At 48.4% G+C, this 19,754-nt stretch carries 13 protein-coding genes; 3 read left to right on the top strand and 10 right to left on the bottom strand.

Translation table 11 applies throughout. The features are described from left to right. Positions 1–239: 239 nt before the first annotated feature. A complete protein-coding gene (locus tag ACI3EW_RS10875) occupies positions 240–746 on the top strand; it encodes a flavin reductase family protein (RefSeq protein WP_118321209.1) in 507 nt (168 codons plus the stop codon). A gap of 226 nt (positions 747–972) precedes the next feature. Here ACI3EW_RS10875 and ACI3EW_RS10880 read toward each other — a convergent pair whose 3' ends face one another. Then, positions 973–2,109: a pyridoxal-phosphate-dependent aminotransferase family protein gene (locus ACI3EW_RS10880; protein ID WP_118532917.1), complete on the bottom strand. Its 1,137-nt coding sequence runs from the start codon at positions 2,107–2,109 to the stop codon at positions 973–975. A gap of 53 nt (positions 2,110–2,162) precedes the next feature. Further along, positions 2,163–2,702, bottom strand: a complete 540-nt coding sequence (locus tag ACI3EW_RS10885; RefSeq protein ID WP_117485747.1) for an ECF transporter S component — start codon at positions 2,700–2,702, stop codon at positions 2,163–2,165. A 195-nt stretch (positions 2,703–2,897) separates the two neighbouring features. Here ACI3EW_RS10885 and ACI3EW_RS10890 point away from each other — a divergent pair, with 195 nt between their 5' ends. After that, positions 2,898–3,146 (top strand): hypothetical protein, encoded by a 249-nt coding sequence (locus ACI3EW_RS10890; RefSeq protein WP_147352743.1) that lies wholly within the window; start codon positions 2,898–2,900, stop codon positions 3,144–3,146. 357 nt (positions 3,147–3,503) lie between these two features. Here ACI3EW_RS10890 and ACI3EW_RS10895 read toward each other — a convergent pair whose 3' ends face one another. The 7 genes from ACI3EW_RS10895 to ACI3EW_RS10925 form a co-directional block, all read right to left on the bottom strand. Further along, positions 3,504–4,214: a succinate dehydrogenase/fumarate reductase iron-sulfur subunit gene (locus tag ACI3EW_RS10895; RefSeq protein WP_330578391.1), complete on the bottom strand. Its 711-nt coding sequence runs from the start codon at positions 4,212–4,214 to the stop codon at positions 3,504–3,506. Continuing rightward, positions 4,211–5,755, bottom strand: coding sequence for an FAD-binding protein (locus ACI3EW_RS10900; RefSeq protein WP_405580078.1), 1,545 nt, complete (start codon positions 5,753–5,755; stop codon positions 4,211–4,213). The genes ACI3EW_RS10895 and ACI3EW_RS10900 overlap by 4 nt, the downstream gene beginning before the upstream one ends. Then, a complete protein-coding gene (locus tag ACI3EW_RS10905; RefSeq protein WP_405580081.1) occupies positions 5,752–6,291 on the bottom strand; it encodes a pilus assembly protein PilX in 540 nt (179 codons plus the stop codon). Before ACI3EW_RS10905 ends, ACI3EW_RS10900 begins: the two co-directional genes overlap by 4 nt. 10 nt (positions 6,292–6,301) lie before the next feature. Next, positions 6,302–6,820: a DUF6921 family protein gene (locus tag ACI3EW_RS10910; protein ID WP_009532262.1), complete on the bottom strand. Its 519-nt coding sequence runs from the start codon at positions 6,818–6,820 to the stop codon at positions 6,302–6,304. Positions 6,821–6,836: 16 nt separating this feature from the next. After that, positions 6,837–8,960 carry a heavy metal translocating P-type ATPase gene (locus ACI3EW_RS10915; protein WP_405580084.1) on the bottom strand — a complete coding sequence of 708 codons (2,124 nt, stop codon included), beginning with the start codon at positions 8,958–8,960 and terminating at the stop codon, positions 6,837–6,839. A 59-nt stretch (positions 8,961–9,019) separates the two neighbouring features. Then, positions 9,020–9,379, bottom strand: a complete 360-nt coding sequence (locus ACI3EW_RS10920) for an ArsR/SmtB family transcription factor (protein WP_015512809.1) — start codon at positions 9,377–9,379, stop codon at positions 9,020–9,022. Between the two features lie 263 nt (positions 9,380–9,642). Further along, positions 9,643–11,001, bottom strand: a complete 1,359-nt coding sequence (locus ACI3EW_RS10925) for an MATE family efflux transporter (protein WP_118532905.1) — start codon at positions 10,999–11,001, stop codon at positions 9,643–9,645. A gap of 648 nt (positions 11,002–11,649) precedes the next feature. Between ACI3EW_RS10925 and ACI3EW_RS10930 the strand changes: the two genes are divergently transcribed. Further along, positions 11,650–16,065, top strand: a complete 4,416-nt coding sequence (locus ACI3EW_RS10930; RefSeq protein ID WP_485662965.1) for an acyl-CoA dehydratase activase — start codon at positions 11,650–11,652, stop codon at positions 16,063–16,065. A gap of 163 nt (positions 16,066–16,228) precedes the next feature. Here the strand turns inward: ACI3EW_RS10930 and ACI3EW_RS10935 are convergent, their stop codons facing one another. Further along, positions 16,229–19,519: a DUF5107 domain-containing protein gene (locus tag ACI3EW_RS10935; RefSeq protein WP_118533171.1), complete on the bottom strand. Its 3,291-nt coding sequence runs from the start codon at positions 19,517–19,519 to the stop codon at positions 16,229–16,231. Between the last annotated feature and the right edge of the window lie 235 nt (positions 19,520–19,754).

Consider the following 19,754-nt stretch of genomic DNA (forward strand, 5'->3'; position numbering starts at 1 on the left):
AAGTTTCCGATTATCTGCCTTTTTGTTAAGATTCATGCAGGATCTTAACGTTTTTATCTGCCGGTATTCCGCTGTTTTTTCGTGGGATGGAATTTCCCGGGCTGAGAATTCCATTTGCATTTTCGTCCTATGCCTTTTATAATAGGAACAGCAAAAGATCCGGCACCTGTGCATGGATCTCTTTACAGAAATTTCCGTGCAGACAAGTTTCTGCCCCACCAATGAAAGGAGTTTTTCCCATGGCATTCAAAGAAGTTGATATCAAGAGTCTCACCTTTAATCCCTTTACAAAGATCGGTTCCGAGTGGATGCTGATCACTGCCGGCGATCAGTCCGGATACAACACCATGACCGCAAGCTGGGGCGGTCTCGGCGTTCTCTGGGGCAAAAATGTTGCCACCTGCTATATCCGCCCGCAGCGCTACACAAAGAAATTCGTCGACGCGAACGATACCTTTACCCTGTCCTTCTACGGGCCGGAGCACAAACAGGCACTCTCCATCTGCGGTTCCAAATCCGGCCGTGACTGCGATAAGGTCAAAGAAGCCGGTCTGACTCCGTACTTTGTTGACGGTACAGCAGCTTTCGAGGAAGCAGACATGGTCTTCGTCTGCAAAAAGCTCTACGAGGATGAGATCCGCCCGGAGAACTTCATCGCAAAAGAAAACGATGAAAAATGGTATCCGGAGAAAGATTACCACACCGTTTATATCGCGGAGATCACAAAAGTTCTTGTGAGAGAATAATCCTGCGTTTCCAGCCAGACGTGCGTGAGACTTGGCGCATAATTCCGGTCGGCCCAAGCCGGTAGATTCCGATAATCTATATCAACATAAAAAGACCTGCAGATTTCATACATTTCTGCAGGTCTTTTTCGTTTTATGCATTTATCATATTTTCTTTGATCATCCGATAAAATCGTAATTCTTACCCGTGAAAAAACTGCCATAGCAGCATTCTGCCGACATTCCTTTACTGCTCGCTCATCTTCCTGTCATACGCCTCTTTCAGGCTGCACTTCAGCGTGATTCCCAGATCTTTGAATACCAGATCCAGACCGGCCATCACGGCTCCCACTTTCTCCGGATAGGCGTTTTCGCCCATATGCCCGATGCGGATCACTTTCCCCGCAAACGCGCCGAAGGATCCGGCCAGCATGATGTTGCATTTTTCCTTCATTGCGGTGAGGATCGCGGTGTCCGTGGTCCCTTCCGGGACATTGAATACCGTCACAGTGTTGGAAAATCCTGTCTCCTGGTATAATTCCAGGCCGGCTTCTTTTACTGCCGCCCGGACCGCATTTCCGATCTTTGCATGCCGCTCCAGCATATACGGATCATTTTTAATGTTATCGAACGCCTGTCTCAGTCCGTAGATATCGCTGATCGGCATCGTATACGGGAACCACTTTTTCTCATAATAGCCGTCAAACGCCAGGATGTTCGCATAGAAGGACGCGACCGGTGTTTTCCGCGAATGCATCGTCTTGTAAGCATCCGCACTGATCGTCACAAAACTTAATCCTGGAGGTGCGGAAACCGCTTTCTGGGATCCTCCGCAGAGAAGATCGATCTGATAATCGTCCACCCGCATCTCCTCGCCGAACATGGCCGAAACGGAGTCCACCAGGGTCAGGATCCCGTACTTTTTTAACAGCGGGCAGAGCTTTGAGACATCATTTAACATCCCGCTCGGAGTGTCACAGTGTACCAGCGCCGCATATTTAAAGTCATGATCTTTTTCCAGATATTTTTCCAGTTCCGCCACATCAAACGCGTTGCGGTAGTCGGTGGAGTAAAGAACCGGCTCTCCGCCGTACATGGTCACGAACCCGGCAAAGCCTTTTCCGTATTCTCCGTTATCCATTACAAGCACGCGGTCTCCCTTTTCGGTGAGCGTCGCACAGGCCGCTTCCAGTCCTAAAATTCCTTCTCCGTCGAGGATCAGCGTCTCATTTTTCGTATGAAGGAGCTCGCTGATCTCCTCACAGGTCTCCTTGTAAAAATCATAGAAATCGGCATCCAGATCCGGATTGGTGCAGGCAAGCGCCCGCGCCTGCCGTACATTTTCCCTCACCTGTGTAGGGCCGGGTGTCATGATATCGTACATAATCTCTTCCTTTCTCTCGCCTGCAGGATCAAATCCCTGCCCGGAGCTTCCTTTTATTTTAAGACAGGGCGCAGGATCTTGCGAAGCGGCTCAATGCAGATCATAACGATTACAGCTGCTGTGCCGATCTGGACCAGATTTCCCGGGATCGAAGCAACCGGGGCAAACACGTTGTGATAAATGATCACTTCTGCGATATAGTATCCTACAACCTTGATCACACACGCAACCGCGATCGCGATCGCATCTCTCGTTAAGCTGTGGTGTCCTTCTGTGATCGCGCCAACCGCGTAACCCATCGCACCTACGATCACGAACGTAAACGGCGCCCATGCCGTCCAGCCGGATAACAGATCAAACAGTCCCATACCAAAAGCGCCAGCCAGCATGCCGGTGCGTTTTCCAAGCAGGATCGCGCAGATAAATAACGGTACATTTCCGAGATGGATCAGTCCTCCGTTTGCCGCGATCGGGAGTCTCACATTTACAAAGGCTGTAAATACATACGTCAGCGCAATAAACATTGCATCTAAAACGAGTTCTTTTGTGCTGTATCCTTTTTTTGCAGCCACTGCTGCCTGGTTTGTGCTCATATCATCATTCCTCTTTTCCCGATGAATGTACTCTCAGGGCCCTTGGAGAATGACATCAGGCTTTCTTTTTGTATTTGCTGTATCAGCTTAGCCTTATGATATATGATATATGGACTTTTTAAAACAGCCAGTTTTTGTTAATTTGACCAGTCCAGATTACCGTATTTTTCTTGTTCGCCCAAAATACAGCATATCATGGTCGGAAGTCATGAAGAACTCTACAGAGCAATGGAAACGGACCGGGTCGACCTCGTACTGAATGACCAGAGACGGGCATTTTCCGACCGCTACAACAATGAAATCCTGGCTGAAAGCCGGATGTATATCGAAATTTCCAGCCGAAATACGCTTGGACGTCTGGAAATGATCGATATCGCTGAATTAAAAAATATCCCCTGTATCCTGATGACCCATCCGGACAGGGATATATGCCCGTCGATGTGATCGGCGATCCTGTATGGTCGGATTCCACCATTGACCGGATTCCTCTCGTCAGAAACGGGGTCCTGTCCGGAAGACATACTGCGCCTTCTGGCGAAAGGATAATTCCGGGTATTACATTGAGGATTTTTCGGATATGTTAAAAGAAGCTTTTGCATGAGAATTTTATTACATAAATCGGAATTTATCAGTTAATAAGTTTACTCGCCAGTCCATTGCATTCATATTGACACCTCACATTGATCATTGTCTATGTTCAATATAATATAACATAGATATTTGTCAATGTATGTATTTTAAAAAAAGAGAATCAAGTTTTTGATTCTCTTCATACATTCATTATAGCTTTTATCCTCCATTTTATTTGCCCCAAACAGCCGCTGCATTCGACCTTACAAGCAGTTCTTCCACAGGCAGACCAATCGGACAAATATCATGACAAGATAACGACTTCCCGCATCCCTCAAAATATTTCTTCTTATATTCAGCAGAAATCTCATTCAAATGAGTGCTTTCCTGTTCTTCATTCAGAATCCGAAATGCGTTGACTGCAGCAACAGCGCCTGCGAAAGTCCCATTTGCAGAGAAGTTAGGACACACTTCAAGGCAGCAGCCACACATCAGACAGCGTGCCGACTGGTATCTCGGTTCATGTGTCCACGGATTCATATAAGCTTCACTTTCAAGCCAAAGATTCAGTTTTTTCAAATTTTCAAACAGAATTGACCGGTCAACGATCAAATCTCTTACAAGCGGAAATTTGCTTAAAGGTTCCAAGGTAATTGTAGAACCTTTTAACGTATGTAGAAATGTAGAGCATGCCAGCCTCGGACGTTCGTTAATCAGCATGGCGCAAGCCCCACATTTTCGCACCATACAGCTACATTCCCAGCTGATGGGAGTAACTATATTTCCTGAGTTATCTTTCAAAGGGGTTCTACTGTTCAATTCCTTTAGAACAGTGGCAACAGAGCTGTTTTTGCTTCCGTCATACTCAAATTCCTGCCAATAACTGTCTGATTTCTGACTCTCCTGCCGCCTGATTCTTATTTTATATACCAAGTGAATCACCGCCTTTCTGGAACAGGTACAAAGGAAATCTGTATCTGCTTTCCATCAAATCTGGCTACCGTTGTTTTAAGGTAATCATCGTCATTGCTCTTCGGATAATCCTCCCGCCAGTGTGCACCACGGCTTTCTTTTCTTGCAAGAGCACTCTTTAGAACTGCCATGCCAAGCAATGGAAGATTTCCTGTCAGCGCTTGTACCGTTTGAATCCCATTTAACAACGTATTCTCATTTCTGACAACGCCCATAGTATCCTGCATCACTTTGTTTAATTGCTTTATTTCTGAAATTTGAGACGCTGGTGGAAAATCTATCTGTGTCGCACAAGATAGATCTACTACATCTGCCTGTTCACATGCTGATTTTGCCGCAACACGTCCTCCGTATAACGCTCCTAACAGAGAATTTCCACCAAGACGGTTGGCACCATGATATTGGGCACAGCATTCTCCGGCAGCGTAAAGATTCTGAATCGGCGTTCTGTGCTGCTCATCCACCAGAATGCCTCCCATAAAATAGTGAATTCCCGGTAAAACAGACACCGGTTCCTTTCGTATATCTTTATGCAGATAGGTCATACAATCGTCTGCCAGACCAGATAGCTTATTTGAAATAATCTCGTCCGATATTTCCGTCATGTCAAGAAATACCTCTGATTCATGGCTGACCTTCCATATCTCTCTGGCGGTAATATCTCGTGGCATCAGATTTCCAAGCTCCGGGTATTTTTCCTCCATGAAATACCATTGTTTTCCATCTTTCATGGCAAACAACCTGCCACCTTCCCCTCTGGCCGCCTCGCTGATGAGCATGCGTTTTCCACCACATTTCACAGTTGTCGGATGGTACTGGATCATCTCGCCATTTGCCAGAGGAACACCAAGCCGGAACAATTCTGCGGTGACTTCTCCTGTATTGCTCAGCGAACCCGTTGTATTTCCAAACAATCCGTGCATACCACCGGTGGCAACAATAACCGCATCCCCCGGTAATTCCACAGTCTCCTGACTGTATTCATCCCTGATTACGCAGCCACAACAAATATTGCCACACAGACGAAGTGTTAGGAAAGAATGATGGCTGAACCGTTCTACCATACCAGATGCTTCTTTCCTGCGAACAGCGTCTATCATAGCTGTCATGATCTGCTTCCCGGTATCGCTCTGTGCAAAAGCAGTCCGTTTCTTTTTCTGCCCGCCAAAATTCCGCAGATCCACATCATCATAGCCACTCATGTTAAATTTAACTCCAAGTTTTAGCAGCCAGTGCACCAGCTCCGGTGCTGCCTGTGTCATTCCCCAAACTGCATTTGGATCTGCCAGACCACATGCTGCCTTTATTGTATCTGTAAAATGTTCTTCGGGACTGTCGTTTTCATCTTTTGTATTCAAAGCTGCGTTGATACCGCCCTCCGCCATAACAGACTGTGCCCGCTCTGACGGAAGGAAGGAAACCAGTTTTACATTGCATCCATTTTCCGCTGCCTGCAAAGCCGCTGAAAGTCCTGCCAGTCCAGCACCTATAATAATAATTGTCTTACTCATAGATATTGCCACCCAATATAATATAAAATAACCGCTCCCGCTATAAAAAGAAGAAGCACCGAAAGGATCAAATAAATATCGCTCCTTCGTTCTTTATAACTAATGATTCCCAGTGATACGAGCAATGGGCGTATATTGATAAAAATATGAACAAAGATTGCCGCTACGAACAAAAGCTGAGTTACCATCTTTACCGTTGTAAAAGGGAACAAAATATATGTCCCATTCTGCACCTTTCCAAACAAGCCAATATGGAAGAACAGCAGGATCAGTATTGCCAGCCCGCTGGCTCGTCTCGCCCAGAATATGGCGTTCTGTTTCAGATACATTTTTCCGGATTGCTTCGCTGTCCGTAAACTCTGAACTGTCAGGATGACACCAATCACCGTATGCACAACAAGAATACCAACACCAATCCATGCAAGAAGTTTCCCTGCGCTACTTCCAACTCCGTTCAGCATAAAGCTGCCCATGATTCCATGAATCATAAAAATAAGAAGCATTAAAACAGACAAAATCGTATTCCATTTTCTCATAAATTCCCGCTCACCTCATTTCTTCGCTGTCCATGATCATATAGTCCATCTGTGTTAGCGTTGTAACGTCAATAAAATCATCCGATGCCAGGAATACATCATACTTTCCACTTACCACTCTTGATAGCATCATTGTGTTACTGTACTCTTTCAGATCTACGGAGAAACCGGCCTGTTTCAACCTGTCACAGAGTTTCTTAGCATAACTGACAAGCGGATAATCCGTCTCAGATACATATAACCGAAAACTAATGTCCGTTTTCATGAGATCTGTTTCATTTGTTTCCGAATCGTCCAGTGCCAATTCTTTTAATTTATTCCGGGTGTTCTCGTTGTCGAGACCATCTGACATCATATTAATACCGAGAACATAAGAGCCTTCCAACTGTGCGGAGGCTTGAGCCGCCTTTTTTGACTTCGGTGTTGCTCCTGTGACTGCATCAATCATAGAAGGCGGTGAATGTAAAATGGCACCAAACCCTACAAGAAAAACAATCGTAACAACTAACAGAATCAGTTTTCGTTTCACATTCCCACCTCATTTCCTATTTTTTCAAAATTCTCATTGCGTTCAAAACAGCAATTATGGTAACGCCTACATCACCAAATACAGCTTCCCACATTCCCGCAATACCAAGAGCGCCAAGAATCAGGAACACACTCTTAATCCCAAGAGCAATCACTATATTCTGCATGACAATCTGTTTTGTCGCTTTTGCTACTTCAATCGCGTCCACCAGCTTAGACGGTTCATCTGTCATCAGAACTACATCTGCTGCTTCAATGGCCGCATCCGAACCAAGCCCACCCATTGCAATACCAACATCTGCACGGGCAAGGACAGGAGCGTCATTGATACCATCACCAACAAAAGCCAATTTGCTTCCCGGTCTCTTTTTACTATCTAAAAGCTCAACCTTTTCCACTTTTTGGTCAGGAAGCAGCTGTGCATAATATTTATCCAACTGCAATTCTTCTGCAACAGACTTCCCAATTTTTTCATCATCACCGGTAAGCATGACTGTTTTTTCCACGCCGATATGTTTCAGGTCAGAAATTGCTTTTTTACTGTCCGGCTTCACTTCATCTGTTATCAAAATACATCCTGCATATTGACCATCTACAGCCAAATAAACTTTTGTACCTGCTTTTTCACAGGTTGTGTACTCTATACATTCTGTATCCATAAGTTTCGTATTGCCAGCAAAAACTTTCTTTTCCCCTGCCATTACACTGATTCCATATCCTGAAATTTCCTTATAATCAGAAATCACTGACTGATCAATTTCTTTTTCATAAGCAGCAAGAATGGATTTTGCAATAGGATGGTTAGAAAAACTCTCTGCCTCTGCCGCATACTCCAGAACCTGTTCTTTTGAAAATCCATTTGCAGGCAAAATATCCGTCACATTGAAAACACCTTTTGTAAGTGTTCCGGTTTTATCGAACACAATAACGCTGACATTATTAAGTGCCTCTAAATAATTGCTTCCTTTTACAAGAACACCTCGTTTAGATGCTGCACCAATGCCGCCGAAGAAAGTCAGCGGGATTGAAATAACCAATGCACATGGACAAGATACCACAAGGAAAACAAATCCTCTGCGAATCCACTCTGTCCAGCCTCCGCCAAGAATGATCGGTGGCAGAATCGCCAGAAAAGCTGCTAAGATTACAACCACAGGTGTATAATAACGTGCAAATGTAGTAATAAAATTTTCTGTTGGTGCTTTTCGGCTTGACGCATTTTCCACAAGATCAATAATCTTTGAAGCCGTAGATTCACCAAATGCTTTTGTTGTCTTAATCATTAAGACACCCGTCTGATTCATACAACCGGAAAGTGCTTCGTCTCCTTTATGAACACTTCTCGGAACTGATTCTCCTGTTAAGGCGCTTGTATCCAGCATAGAATCTCCATCCAATACCACACCGTCTAATGGAATTTTTTCACCAGGCTTTACAATAATAATCTCACCAATGGAGACATTTTCTGGAGATATGGTAATCAATTCCCCATTTCTTCTTACTGTAGCAGAATCTGGACGTATATCCATTAAGTCTGATATAGATTTTCTTGAACGCTTAACAGCCAATGACTGAAAAAATTCACCTACCTGATAGAATAGCATAACAGCAACTGCTTCTGGATATTCACCAATGACAAAAGCCCCAATCGTAGAAACACTCATCAAAAAATGTTCATCAAATACACGCCCCTTTGAAATGTTCCTCACAGCCTGCCATACAACATCTCCACCAAGAATAACATAAGAAACAATGAGAAAAGCTAACTCGATAGGCAGTGGCACTTTCGCAAAAACAGTCAATGCCATACCAATGGCATAGATTGCTGCACCAGTCGCTAAACGAACTGTCAACTTCTTATCCTCATTGTTATAGGATTCATTGGCCTCCTGCTTTTTTTCCGGTATATAAGATTCCTGTACAATTTCAGAAACTTCCACATCTGGCTCATGGCTGTGGACAATCGTTTCAATCTGACTGGCTATTGTATTTGCGGCAGCTGGAGCAACATTGATTGTCAGCGTCTGCTTCATCAGATTTACCACTGAGGATTGCACTCCATCCAACTCTCCGACTTCTTTTTCAATTTTTGCGGAACAATTTGGACAGTCCAACCCTTTTAATAGAAATATGCGTTTCATGATAATCTCCTTATAATTTGTTTAATTGTTCAATTACTCAACTATAATGTTAAAAAATATTATTTCTGCCAAAGATGCTCAAATCCCTTGTCAATAATCTCTTTCACATGATCATCTGCCAGCGAGTAGTAAACTATCTGTGCTTCTTTACGGAATTTTACCAGATTCGCTAGGCGTAATGCCTTTAACTGATGCGAAATTGCAGATTTTGTTACCCCCAGTAGCACTGCAAGATCACATACACACATCTCACTCTGTTCTAGAGCGTGTAAGATTTGTACTCTAGTTCCATCTCCAAATAGCTTAAACAAAGAAGCCAACTGGATATAATCATCTTTTGGCTGCATCTTGGATTTCACATCATTCACAATATCCTCATGAATTACATCGCAATTACAAATATAAGACGTTTTTGACATATATTCACCTCAAAATAATAATAGTTGAACAATTACTCAACTATTATTATACTTATTTTTATATTTATGTCAATAAGCTGATGTTAGTTCCCCATAAATTTTACAATTAAAACCAGCTCTTTATTCTTTTCTTAATCTTTTTTCCCAGTATACCGTTTTGGCTTTCTTGTCACACTTCCTGTAAATTCCGAGTTATTACGCTCTTTCTATCACCCATTTTCCAGCCATCCAAACAAGAATCATCTCCCGCTCAACACCCCCTGTCAGCTCCGCGTTTCCGCGATCTTCTCCATCGCCCTCCGGTACGCATGTACAAAATACAGGATCTCCGCGATCGCCGTGAGCGACCAGGAACAGCTGTAGAGCAGATACAGGGACGGGATCGTCTGAAAATACGCAAAGACCGTATAGACCCACGCGATCCGGAATACGCAGGAACCCAAGATCACGATGACCATCGGTGCCAGACTCTTTCCGAGTGCCCGGGATGCCGCGATCGTGCAGTCCATGAACGCGGAGATCCCATAGGAAAATCCCATGATCGTCAGGCGCTTCATTCCCGCTGCCATGACTTCCGGGTCATTCGTAAATAAGGACAGGAACTGCTTTCCGAACACGACGAGAAGAAGTCCCATCGCAAGTCCGATCCCGAATGAATATGCAAGACTCACAAAATAACTGTCCCGCACACGCTTTTTGTTTCCGGAGCCGTAGTTCTGCCCCATAAAGCTCGCGCAGGCCGTATAGAACGCCGCCATCACATCGTAGATCAGCGCATCCGCATTCGCCGCCGCGGAATTTCCCGCTACCATCACGGCACTGAAAGAATTGACGCCGAGCTGGACAAACAGATTTGCGATCCCGAAGATCGCATTCTGAAAACCAGATGGGATCCCGAGCCGCAGGATCGCCTGCGCCTTATCCTTCGAAAGCCGGAGCTTTGCAAGATGCAGTCCGAAATCTTCATGACTCCGGAACAATGCCATCACGATCAGAAACGCCGAAAGGCACTGAGACAACGCACTCGCAAGCGCCACTCCAACTACATCAAGCTTACAGACGATCACAAAAAACAGATTCAGGATCACATTCACGATCCCCGACAAAAACAGATATCTCAGCGGACGCCCCGTATCCCCGGCCGCACTGAACACCGCGTTTCCGAAATTATAAAGCGCAAGCGCCGGAATCCCCAGGAAATAGATCCGGATGTACAGAGCGGCCTTGTCGATCAGCTCCTCCTTCGTATTTAAAAGCACCAGCACACCGCGCGATGTAGAAACTCCCAAAATCAGCAGGATCAATCCGACCACCAGGCTGACAAGAAACGCCGAATGTACCGTCTCCGAAACCGACTTCCGGTTCCTCGCCCCGATATAAAGCGCCGTCAGCACATTGATCCCACCGGAAAGTCCGATCAGAAATCCCGTATACATCGAGATCAACGTCGTCGTAGAACCAACCGCCCCCAGAGACATCGCCCCCGCAAACTGCCCGATCACCGCAATATCCGACATGTTGAACAGAACCTGCAGCAAATTCGAAAGCATCAGCGGAATACTGAAAAACAGGATCTGTTTCTTCAAAGATCCCCGCGTCATATCCATACTTGTCCGGCTCATAAAACCCCCTCCAAAAGTATCATAATCTTCCAAAATTATACTGGATTTTCCATGAAACTTCAACAAGTGAAAACACGCTTCGCGAGTTTCCCCTTGTTATCGCGACAGTCGCCAATGTCTCACGCAAGCGCAGACCTTGGCTCATTGTTCACGTAAATCATAGTATGCCGATTTTCCCCTGTACCGCAGCTAAAACCACAGTCTTCACCTATCCCTCCCACCTTATCCTGTGGTCAATGCGCCTGCAGCCGGTGAGCTTCCGATCAGGAGTGCCTTGATCACGGGATCTGGCTTCCTCTTGGCTCGCGGGAGAATGCGTTGAATGCCAGGTGACACTTGTTTGAGCGCAGCGAGTTGTGTCACCTGGCATTCGCCCTTAGCAGTCTCCTGCAAGCCTAGAGGAACCTTCCCGCGATCACCTTGCACTCCTGAGCGGAAACTCACCGGCCCCGCCCGAAGCCACTCACTTCTTAACACGTTTTTAACGCTTCCCTCGCACCTATTTCCTTGACTTTTAAAAAATCCAGCGCTAAAATATCACCAGCATCGTGTAGAAATCGGCGTAAATCCAGGTACGAAACGGGTTTATGCCCTTTTTCTTTCTGTCGGTGCAGACCCGATAAATCACTATCACGAAAGATCAAATATATGAAACAATTACTCATCGGAATCGATGTCGGTTCCACCACTACAAAAATCACGGTCCTCGATAAGACGACCGAATCACTCTTATACTCTGACTACCGCCGCCACCACGCAGATCAGCTTGCAAGCGTCCTCTTCGCGATCCGGCAGGCGGCAGAAAAATTTCCTGACACAAAAGCCAGGATCATACTCACCGGCTCCGGGGCAAAACCGGTCGCAGAAGCAGCCGATACCCCTTATATCCAGGAGGTTGTCGCAAACTCCATCGCGTTAAAGAATACATACGAGACCGTCGGCACCGCCATCGAACTCGGCGGTCAGGATGCAAAGATCATCTTCTTCAAGACGGATTCAAAAACCGGCGCGTTAAACGTCGCCGACATGCGCATGAACGGAAGCTGTGCCGGAGGAACCGGCGCCTTCATCGACGAAGTTGCTTCCATTCTCCAGACCCCGCCGGAAAAAATGAACGAACTTGCCTGCAAGGGAACCTGCGTCTACGATATCTCCGGGCGCTGCGGCGTCTACGCAAAAACCGATATCCAGCCGCTCTTAAACCAGGGAGTCGCAAAAGCTGATATCGCCCTCTCCTCCTTCCACGCGATCGCCAAACAGACGATCGGCGGACTTGCACAGGGACTCGATATCAAACCTCCGGTCGTCTTTGAGGGAGGTCCGCTGACCTTCAACCCGAAGCTGATCGATGTCTTCTCTGAACGTCTGAACCTGAAAGAAAACGAGCGCCTAGTCCCGGAACACCCGGAGATCATGGTCGCCTACGGTGCAGCACTCTCCTTAAACGGCATGTTCAAAGAGGCAGATCCGGAAGCCTCGGACGCTCCGGTCACCTTCCTTCCGCTCACTGAGTGGGTCTCCCTCCTGGAACAGGTCCAGGAGGACGCGAAGAAAAATCAGCATTCCGGTCAGGAACATGTAGCCCCGCTCTTCTTCTCCTCCAAAGAGGAACATGACACCTTCTTAAAAGAACATCCGAAGGGAGACTTCACTCCGGCAGCACTCACACCCGGAACGACCATCCGCGCATGGCTCGGCATCGACTCCGGCAGTACCACGACAAAATTTGTCCTAATGGGCGATGACGGAAAGCTTCTCGACTTCTTCTACGCCTCCAACCAGGGCGATCCGCTGACCGTCGCAAAAAATGCCCTGATCACCATGCGGAACCGTTACCGCGATGCGGGCGTAACTCTGGAGATCTTAGGCTGCGGCTCCACCGGATACGGTGAACTTTTATTCTCCAGGGCATTTTCCACCGAATACCATGTCGTCGAGACGGTTGCCCATGCGAGAGCCGCGTTCCAGTACATGCCGGACATCACGTTTCTTCTCGATATCGGCGGCCAGGACATGAAGGCCATCTGGCTCGACCACGGCATCATCACGAACATTCTCGTCAACGAGGCATGTTCCTCCGGCTGCGGTTCCTTCCTGGAAAACTTCGCTTCCACGTTGAAGATCCCGGTGACGGAGATCGCAGACGCCGCCTTTTCCTCGAAAAATCCGGCGGTCCTCGGCAGCCGCTGCACCGTTTTCATGAACAGCAGCATCGTCACCGAGCAGAGAAACGGGAAAAAGCCGGAAGATATCATGGCCGGTCTCTGCCGTTCCATCATCGAGAATGTCTTCACGAAGGTCATCCGGATCTCAAACCTCGACTCTCTCGGGGATCACATCATGGTCCAGGGCGGAACCTTCCGGAATGACGCCGTTCTGCGCGCATTTGAACAGTACACCGGAAAGACCATCGTACGCGCCCCGTATCCGGGTATGATGGGTGCGATCGGCGCCGCGATCCTCACAAAAGAGGCGATGGCGGATGGAACGAAGAAGCGGACCTTTATCGGACTCGACGCAATGGATTCCTTCTCCTACACCCAGGAGGCGAATGCCCCGTGCCCGTTCTGCACGAACCACTGCAAACGAACGATCGTCCGCTTCCCGAACGGCCAGTCCTGGGTCACCAACAACCGCTGTGAGCGCGGAGAGGTCCTCGGAGACCCGAAAGATCCGGCTGTTCAGAAACTTCAGCGCGAGCGCATGGAAAAGCGTGACAAAGTCCCGAACTGCTACAAACTCCGGGAATCCCTGCTGTGGAAAGATTACCCGGTCCCGGAACACGTAACCTCCAGGAATCTTGTGATCGGGATCCCGCGTGTCCTCTCCTTCTGGGAGACCATGCCGTTCTGGTCCACATTTTTCCGCTCTCTCGGCTTTACCGTCCGTGTGTCCGCCCCGAGCAGCCACAAGCTCTACGAGTCGGGACTTTCCGCGGTTGCCTCCGATACGGTCTGCTTCCCGGCGAAGCTCGTCCACGGACATATCCGCAGTCTCGCGAACATGCATGTGGACCGGATCTTCATGCCGTCCATCACCTCCGTCCAGTCGGAAAACAAGGAAAAGACGAGTGAATGGATGTGTGCGATCGTAAAGGGATATCCGCTCGTCATCAAAAACTCCGACAATCCGGAGCATGTATTCGGGATCCCGTTTGACAATCCGCTGTTCCATTGGTACACGAAAGAAGACCGGAATGAGCAGCTCACAAAATATATCCATGAGACTTATGGAGTCCCGGAATCCGAGATCAAAGAGGCGATCCGCTATGCCGACATGGCGGAGGATTCCTTCCACCAGGAGCTCTTAGCAGAAGGCGAACGGATCTTAAAGCAGGTCACGGAGGAGAACCGCTACGCCGTGATCCTCGCCTCGAGACCGTATCAGAATGATCCGTTAGTGAACCACAACCTTCCGGAGATGTTCACGAGTCTCGGCATCCCGGTCCTCACCGCAGATGCCGTTCCGGGCGTCAACGACGTGGATCTCACCAACAGCCGTCTCGATGTCGTCAACAACTACCATGCGAGAATGCTCGGATCCGCTGTCATTGCCGCTGAAAATCCACACCTGGAATATGTCCAGATCGTAAGCTTCGGCTGCGGCCATGACGCCTACCTCTCCGATGAGATCATCCGCCTCATGAAACAGGTATCCGGGAAGATCCCGCTCGTCTTAAAGCTCGACGAGAGTGAGATCCAGGGACCGCTCCGGATCCGTGTCCGGTCCTTTATCGAGACAGTCCGGATGCAGAGAGAAAAGCACGAGGAAGCTCCGGTCCATGCCCTCACGGATCCGTACCCGGTAAAGTACGAGAAGAAAGACAGAAAAGAGCGCATCGTTCTGATCCCGAATACCTCCCACGCGTTCTGCCGCGTCATGTCGGCAACGATGGAAAAACAGGGGCTCCGCGCGGAGCCGCTGCCGATCGGGCGGGACGAGGCGATCCGTCTCGGCAAAAAATATGTCCACAATGACATCTGCTTCCCTGCCCAGATCGTGATCGGTGAAGCGCTCGCCGCTTTAAAGAGTGGAAAATACGATGGAAAAGATGTCGCGATCGCAACCGGAAAATATATCGGCGACTGCCGTCTGACGCATTACAGTGCACTTTTAAGAAAGGCGCTCGATGACGCAGGATTTTCCGATGTTCCGATCCTCACAAACGACGATGCGGATTTCCATAACCTCCATCCGGGATTCCGCTTAAATCTCCTCTCCGCGCTCCGGATCGCCTACGCGCTTCCGATGATCGATATTTTGGAGGAACTGCTCCGGAAGATCCGTCCTTATGAGCTTACAAAAGGAAGTGCCGATGCCGCCTTTGAGCAGGCGATGGACGCTGTGATCAACGGACTTTCCAGGCATGGCGTAAACGGCGCAAAACACGGCTTCGCAAAGGCGATCGGGATCATGAAACAGGTTCCGTATGACCGCTCTCATCCGAGACCGACCGTCCTGATCGTCGGGGAGTACCTCTTAAACTTCCACCCGGGTGCAAACCATGACATCGAGGCGTTTTTAGAGCAGAACGGCTTCGAGATCATCGAGGCGAGAATGTCCGATGTCATCCAGAAATCCTACTTCTACCGGGATATGCAGGTCCGTGAGTATCATTTACATAAGCCGCTCCAGGAAAAGCTCTGGTACCGGATGGCGGATCTCTTCTTTGATCTCGCCCACGATGCGGCGGACAAGATCGCGAGTGCTCACCCTCTCTACGACCGCCCGGCGGTGCGCCTTCCGGAGCTCGTAAAGGAAAGTGATCCGATCATCCACCACACCTTCGATGCCGGAGAGGGCGTCCTGATCCCGGGAGAGATCCTGCACCATGCCGCCCACGGCTGCCGTGCCTTTGTGATCCTGCAGCCGTTCGGCTGTCTGCCGAACCACGTCGTCGGCCGCGGAATCTCCAAGCGCTTAAAGGAGCTCTACCCGGACGTCCAGATCCTTCCGCTCGACTACGATCCGGATGTCAGCTTCGCAAACATCGAAAACCGGCTTCAGATGCTGATCATGAATGCGAGGGAGCAGGAAGCGGAAAAGAACGAGGCAACCATGTAATTTCATCAATGGATATCTGCGATCCGATTTGACTGCCTGCTGATTGCTTTTCGCAATCGAAGCAGGCAGCTTTCTAAATTGCAAAAAAGAAGAGGCATGAATTGTAAAAAATTCATGCCCCTTCTTTTTTCTGTTATGCCTGCGTTAAGACTTTTTCCGGCTTCTATTCCTCCACCATCTTCAGATAACGCCCTGCGTTCAAATGCGTCGGATCAAGCTGCATCGCGTTCCGGAATGCCTCTGCTGCCTTTTCCTTATCTCCGAGTCCCAGATATCCGAGTCCCATCAGATAATAGCAGTGCGTCTTGTTTCTCTTATCCAGGTCATCATCAAAGATCATGAAATCCGGGAGGGAAACTGCAAAGTACTCAACGCGCATCTTGTCATACAGATGGCGCTCTCCGTAGTCGAGCAGACGGTAATATCTCGATTTTGCCTCCACCGGCAGACCAAGTTTCTCTTTTGCAAGTCCCTGATAGTAGATCATGTCGGCCGGCTGGTCATTGTAGTACATCATTCCTGCCGGTTCATCCGTTCCGATCGAAGCTGCCTCATACTCTTCCTTCGCCGCCTCGTTCTCCCCGAGATGCTCTTTTGCAAGTCCGAGATAATAATGGATGTGGTTGTCCTTCGTTCCTTCCAGCTTTCCTTCCCCGAGGTTCTCCGGATATACCAGCGCCTTCTCAAGGATCTCTTTTGCCTCGCTCCAGTGCTCTTTTGCGATTTCCGCTTTTCCGAGCTCCAGGAGAGAGGTCGTATACTGGGTCGTAACCTTTCCTTCTCCGCCTTCCCACGGATGGAACCGGTGCGCCATGATAAAGTCATATGCCTCTTTATAATGGCCAGAGAGATTTAAGAGCGTGACATATTCGATCATCAGATCATCCCGCTGCATAAAGATCTCTTTTGCCTTTTCATAGCGGGAAAGTCGCTCAGCGACCGGCATTTCCAGTTTCCGGTACAGCTGGTCAAGCTCCAGGAAGATTCTCGCATCGTTCGGTGCAAGTTCTGCTGCCTTTTCCAACGCTGCCTTTGCCTTTTCCGGATCTTTTCTCTTGTTGTAATATGCCAGGGAGAGATTTCTCCATGTGATCGCAAATTCCGGCTTCTTCTCCGCCGCAGTCTCCCAGCAGCTGATCGCCTGATCGTACTGCAGCTTGTCATACCAGAGGTTTCCAAGGTAATAGAATGCATTTGCCCCGTCCGGATCTTGTTTCTGCGCATCGATCAGAACAAGGATGTCCTCCAGCTTATTCGGGAAGCAGTAATCCGTACTGCAGTTTTCTGCCTCTTTGAGCACTTTCAGGATCTCCTCATGGGAAGCTCCCATCTTTCCGAGATCATATGCTTCATAGTACTTTAACATCGGCCAGCTCTCACTGCATTCGCGGAGTGTATCAACCGCCTTGTCGTATGCCCCGTACTCCGCAAAGTCTCTCGCCGCCATCAGATACGTCTCATGGAAGTTTCTGGAGAGCTTATTGACCTTCGCGCGGATCTCTTCTGCATGGTCCGGATCCAGATATGCGGATTCCAGCATGGAGACATAATCAAACGGGTCAATCGCAAGGTTCTCGCTGACTGCCGCTTTCGCTTCTTCCGTTCTTCCGAGTCTGCCGAGAAGGTATGCCCGGAGTCCTCTCGCCTTGATATTGTGCGTATTCTTCACAAGGCCTTTTTCCGCGAGTTCCAGTGCACTCTCAAAGTTTCCTCTCATCGCCTCAATGCACGCCAGATAATAGAAGCTCATCTCCTGCTGCTCATTGGACCAGGTCGCCTTATAGAATGCATCAAACGCCTCATCATAGCGCTCCTGATAAAACAGGGATAATCCGAGGTTGTAGTACGGCTCGGAATCATACGGGTTCGGATTCTTCCAGGTCGCACGTTTGATCGCTGTCCGGAAATGTGCCTCAGCAGCCTTAAAACAGCCTCTTCTCATCAGGAGCGAACCGTATGCATTGTTGATCCGGATATCGCCCGGGTCGCGTTTCAGCCCTTCCAGATAGTATGGGTCCGGGCGGTATGTCGCATGGCGGTACTGCTCAATGTGAAGTCCTGTCAGGAACAGCTCTTCATTTGACATGATCTCCTCCGGATCTTTCGCTGCCTCCGCCGGATCCGGAACCTTCGGGATCTCTTTTTTCGCCGGTGTGTAGGAGATCATCTCTCTCGTTCCGTCGAGAACGCGGACCGTAAGTTTTGTCTCGTCCTCAACAACCTGATCCAGATGCGTCTCAAACGGAGCGACCGGGGAGATCGTTCTCTTTTCATCCAGAAGGACCTGTCCCTCATATGCAAGGATGACTCGGGCATCCGGATATTCCTGCGTTGTGTATACAGCAACACGGATCCCGCTCTCATCCGCATCAAGTCCGACCATCGCCTCGATGCTGGCGTTCTTTACAGCTCCGACCGTCTTATAAGGCATGAAATACTGGGTAAACCGCTTTTCCTCCATCGGTTTTAACCAGGTGAAATCCGGCTGGTTATCCGTATAGACGCCGGTCATCAGCTCGACATACGGACCATCCTCATCTGTCAGGTTGCGGTCCCAGGCCTTTCCGAAATCGCCGCATCCCCAGGTCCACTGCTTCTTTCCGGGAGAAATATGATGGTCGGCAACATGAAGGATTCCTGCCTGTTTCTGGTAATCGTATCCGCCGACAAAGTTAAAATCACTCTTTTCCGCCATGTAGGAGGTCGGAACCGGAATGTTTTTGTAACGGGAAATGTCAACACCTTCGCTGTAGTCATGTTTGTAATAAATACCCGTTGCGATCGGGAATCTTGAAACGTCACGTTTTCCATGATCCATCACAGCATGGACATCCGGCGGGAAGATCGACTGTGTGTGATCGTTGACCGGGACAGCCGGGTTTGCCCACCAGAGGAAGGTCTGCGGTGTGGAAGTCCGGTTATAGAGCTGACCTTTGATCTCGATATAGGCTTTTCCCGGATAGAGGGTAAAGCTTGCCTCGCCTTTTGTTCCGTACATCTGATCGACGTCGCTGACACGGCATGTCTTTGATCCGTCCGGATTCTCGATCAGAAGATAGTCGACCGGTGAGAAGGTCGTCGGGCGGTGGTGCTGCGGCCAGTTGAACTCGATTCCTCCGCTGATCCACGGACCGCAGAGGCCGACAAGAGCCGGTTTGATCACATGGTTGTAATAGACAAAGTCATAATGATTCGTCTTGTCGTACGCTCTCTGGATCCTGCCTCCGAGCTCCGGAAGGATCATGACTTTCAGATACTCATTTTCCAGCCAGACGGCATGGTACGTCTTATCTTCTTTCTCATCATAAATCTTTTCGATCGTCGGGTACGGATAGATCCGGCCGGAGCTTCCCTGATAAACACGGCTCTCCAAAAACATAGGGTTTTTATCTGCTGCTCCGATCCCATAAGTAGGAATGACCACATTTTCTTCCCAGATCTTCACTCCACTCATAATTCTGACCTCCTGCTGTTTTCTATTCTCGTTCCTGTATTGTACGGAATTTTCAGTTCAGAAAATTCATCTCCCTGAACGGCAGCCACATCTCCCTGCCTTCGTTTCAGGAACTCTCTTATTTTTCGTTCTTGCTTATACTATACTGTAATTACTCCTGTTTTTCATTACCTTCAGTTGCCATGTAATTTCAAAAAATTGCTCTCATCATTCTTGACCTTTTTCCCGTTTCTCT

This window comes from Pilosibacter rotomagensis (assembly GCF_045062245.2).
In the GTDB taxonomy this organism is placed as follows: Bacteria; Bacillota; Clostridia; order Lachnospirales; family Lachnospiraceae; genus Pilosibacter.

What these genes read in the sequence shown, in the direction of transcription:
- ACI3EW_RS10900 (WP_405580078.1), bottom strand. Translation starts at nt 5,755, where the DNA reads ATGAGTAAGACAATTATTATTATAGGTGCTGGACTGGCAGGACTTTCA.
- ACI3EW_RS10935 (WP_118533171.1), bottom strand. Translation starts at nt 19,519, where the DNA reads ATGAGTGGAGTGAAGATCTGGGAAGAAAATGTGGTCATTCCTACTTAT.
- ACI3EW_RS10885 (WP_117485747.1), bottom strand. Translation starts at nt 2,702, where the DNA reads ATGAGCACAAACCAGGCAGCAGTGGCTGCAAAAAAAGGATACAGCACA.
- ACI3EW_RS10890 (WP_147352743.1), top strand. Translation starts at nt 2,898, where the DNA reads ATGGTCGGAAGTCATGAAGAACTCTACAGAGCAATGGAAACGGACCGG.
- ACI3EW_RS10930 (WP_485662965.1), top strand. Translation starts at nt 11,650, where the DNA reads ATGAAACAATTACTCATCGGAATCGATGTCGGTTCCACCACTACAAAA.
- ACI3EW_RS10880 (WP_118532917.1), bottom strand. Translation starts at nt 2,109, where the DNA reads ATGTACGATATCATGACACCCGGCCCTACACAGGTGAGGGAAAATGTA.
- ACI3EW_RS10925 (WP_118532905.1), bottom strand. Translation starts at nt 11,001, where the DNA reads ATGAGCCGGACAAGTATGGATATGACGCGGGGATCTTTGAAGAAACAG.
- ACI3EW_RS10920 (WP_015512809.1), bottom strand. Translation starts at nt 9,379, where the DNA reads ATGTCAAAAACGTCTTATATTTGTAATTGCGATGTAATTCATGAGGAT.
- ACI3EW_RS10875 (WP_118321209.1), top strand. Translation starts at nt 240, where the DNA reads ATGGCATTCAAAGAAGTTGATATCAAGAGTCTCACCTTTAATCCCTTT.
- ACI3EW_RS10915 (WP_405580084.1), bottom strand. Translation starts at nt 8,960, where the DNA reads ATGAAACGCATATTTCTATTAAAAGGGTTGGACTGTCCAAATTGTTCC.
- ACI3EW_RS10905 (WP_405580081.1), bottom strand. Translation starts at nt 6,291, where the DNA reads ATGAGAAAATGGAATACGATTTTGTCTGTTTTAATGCTTCTTATTTTT.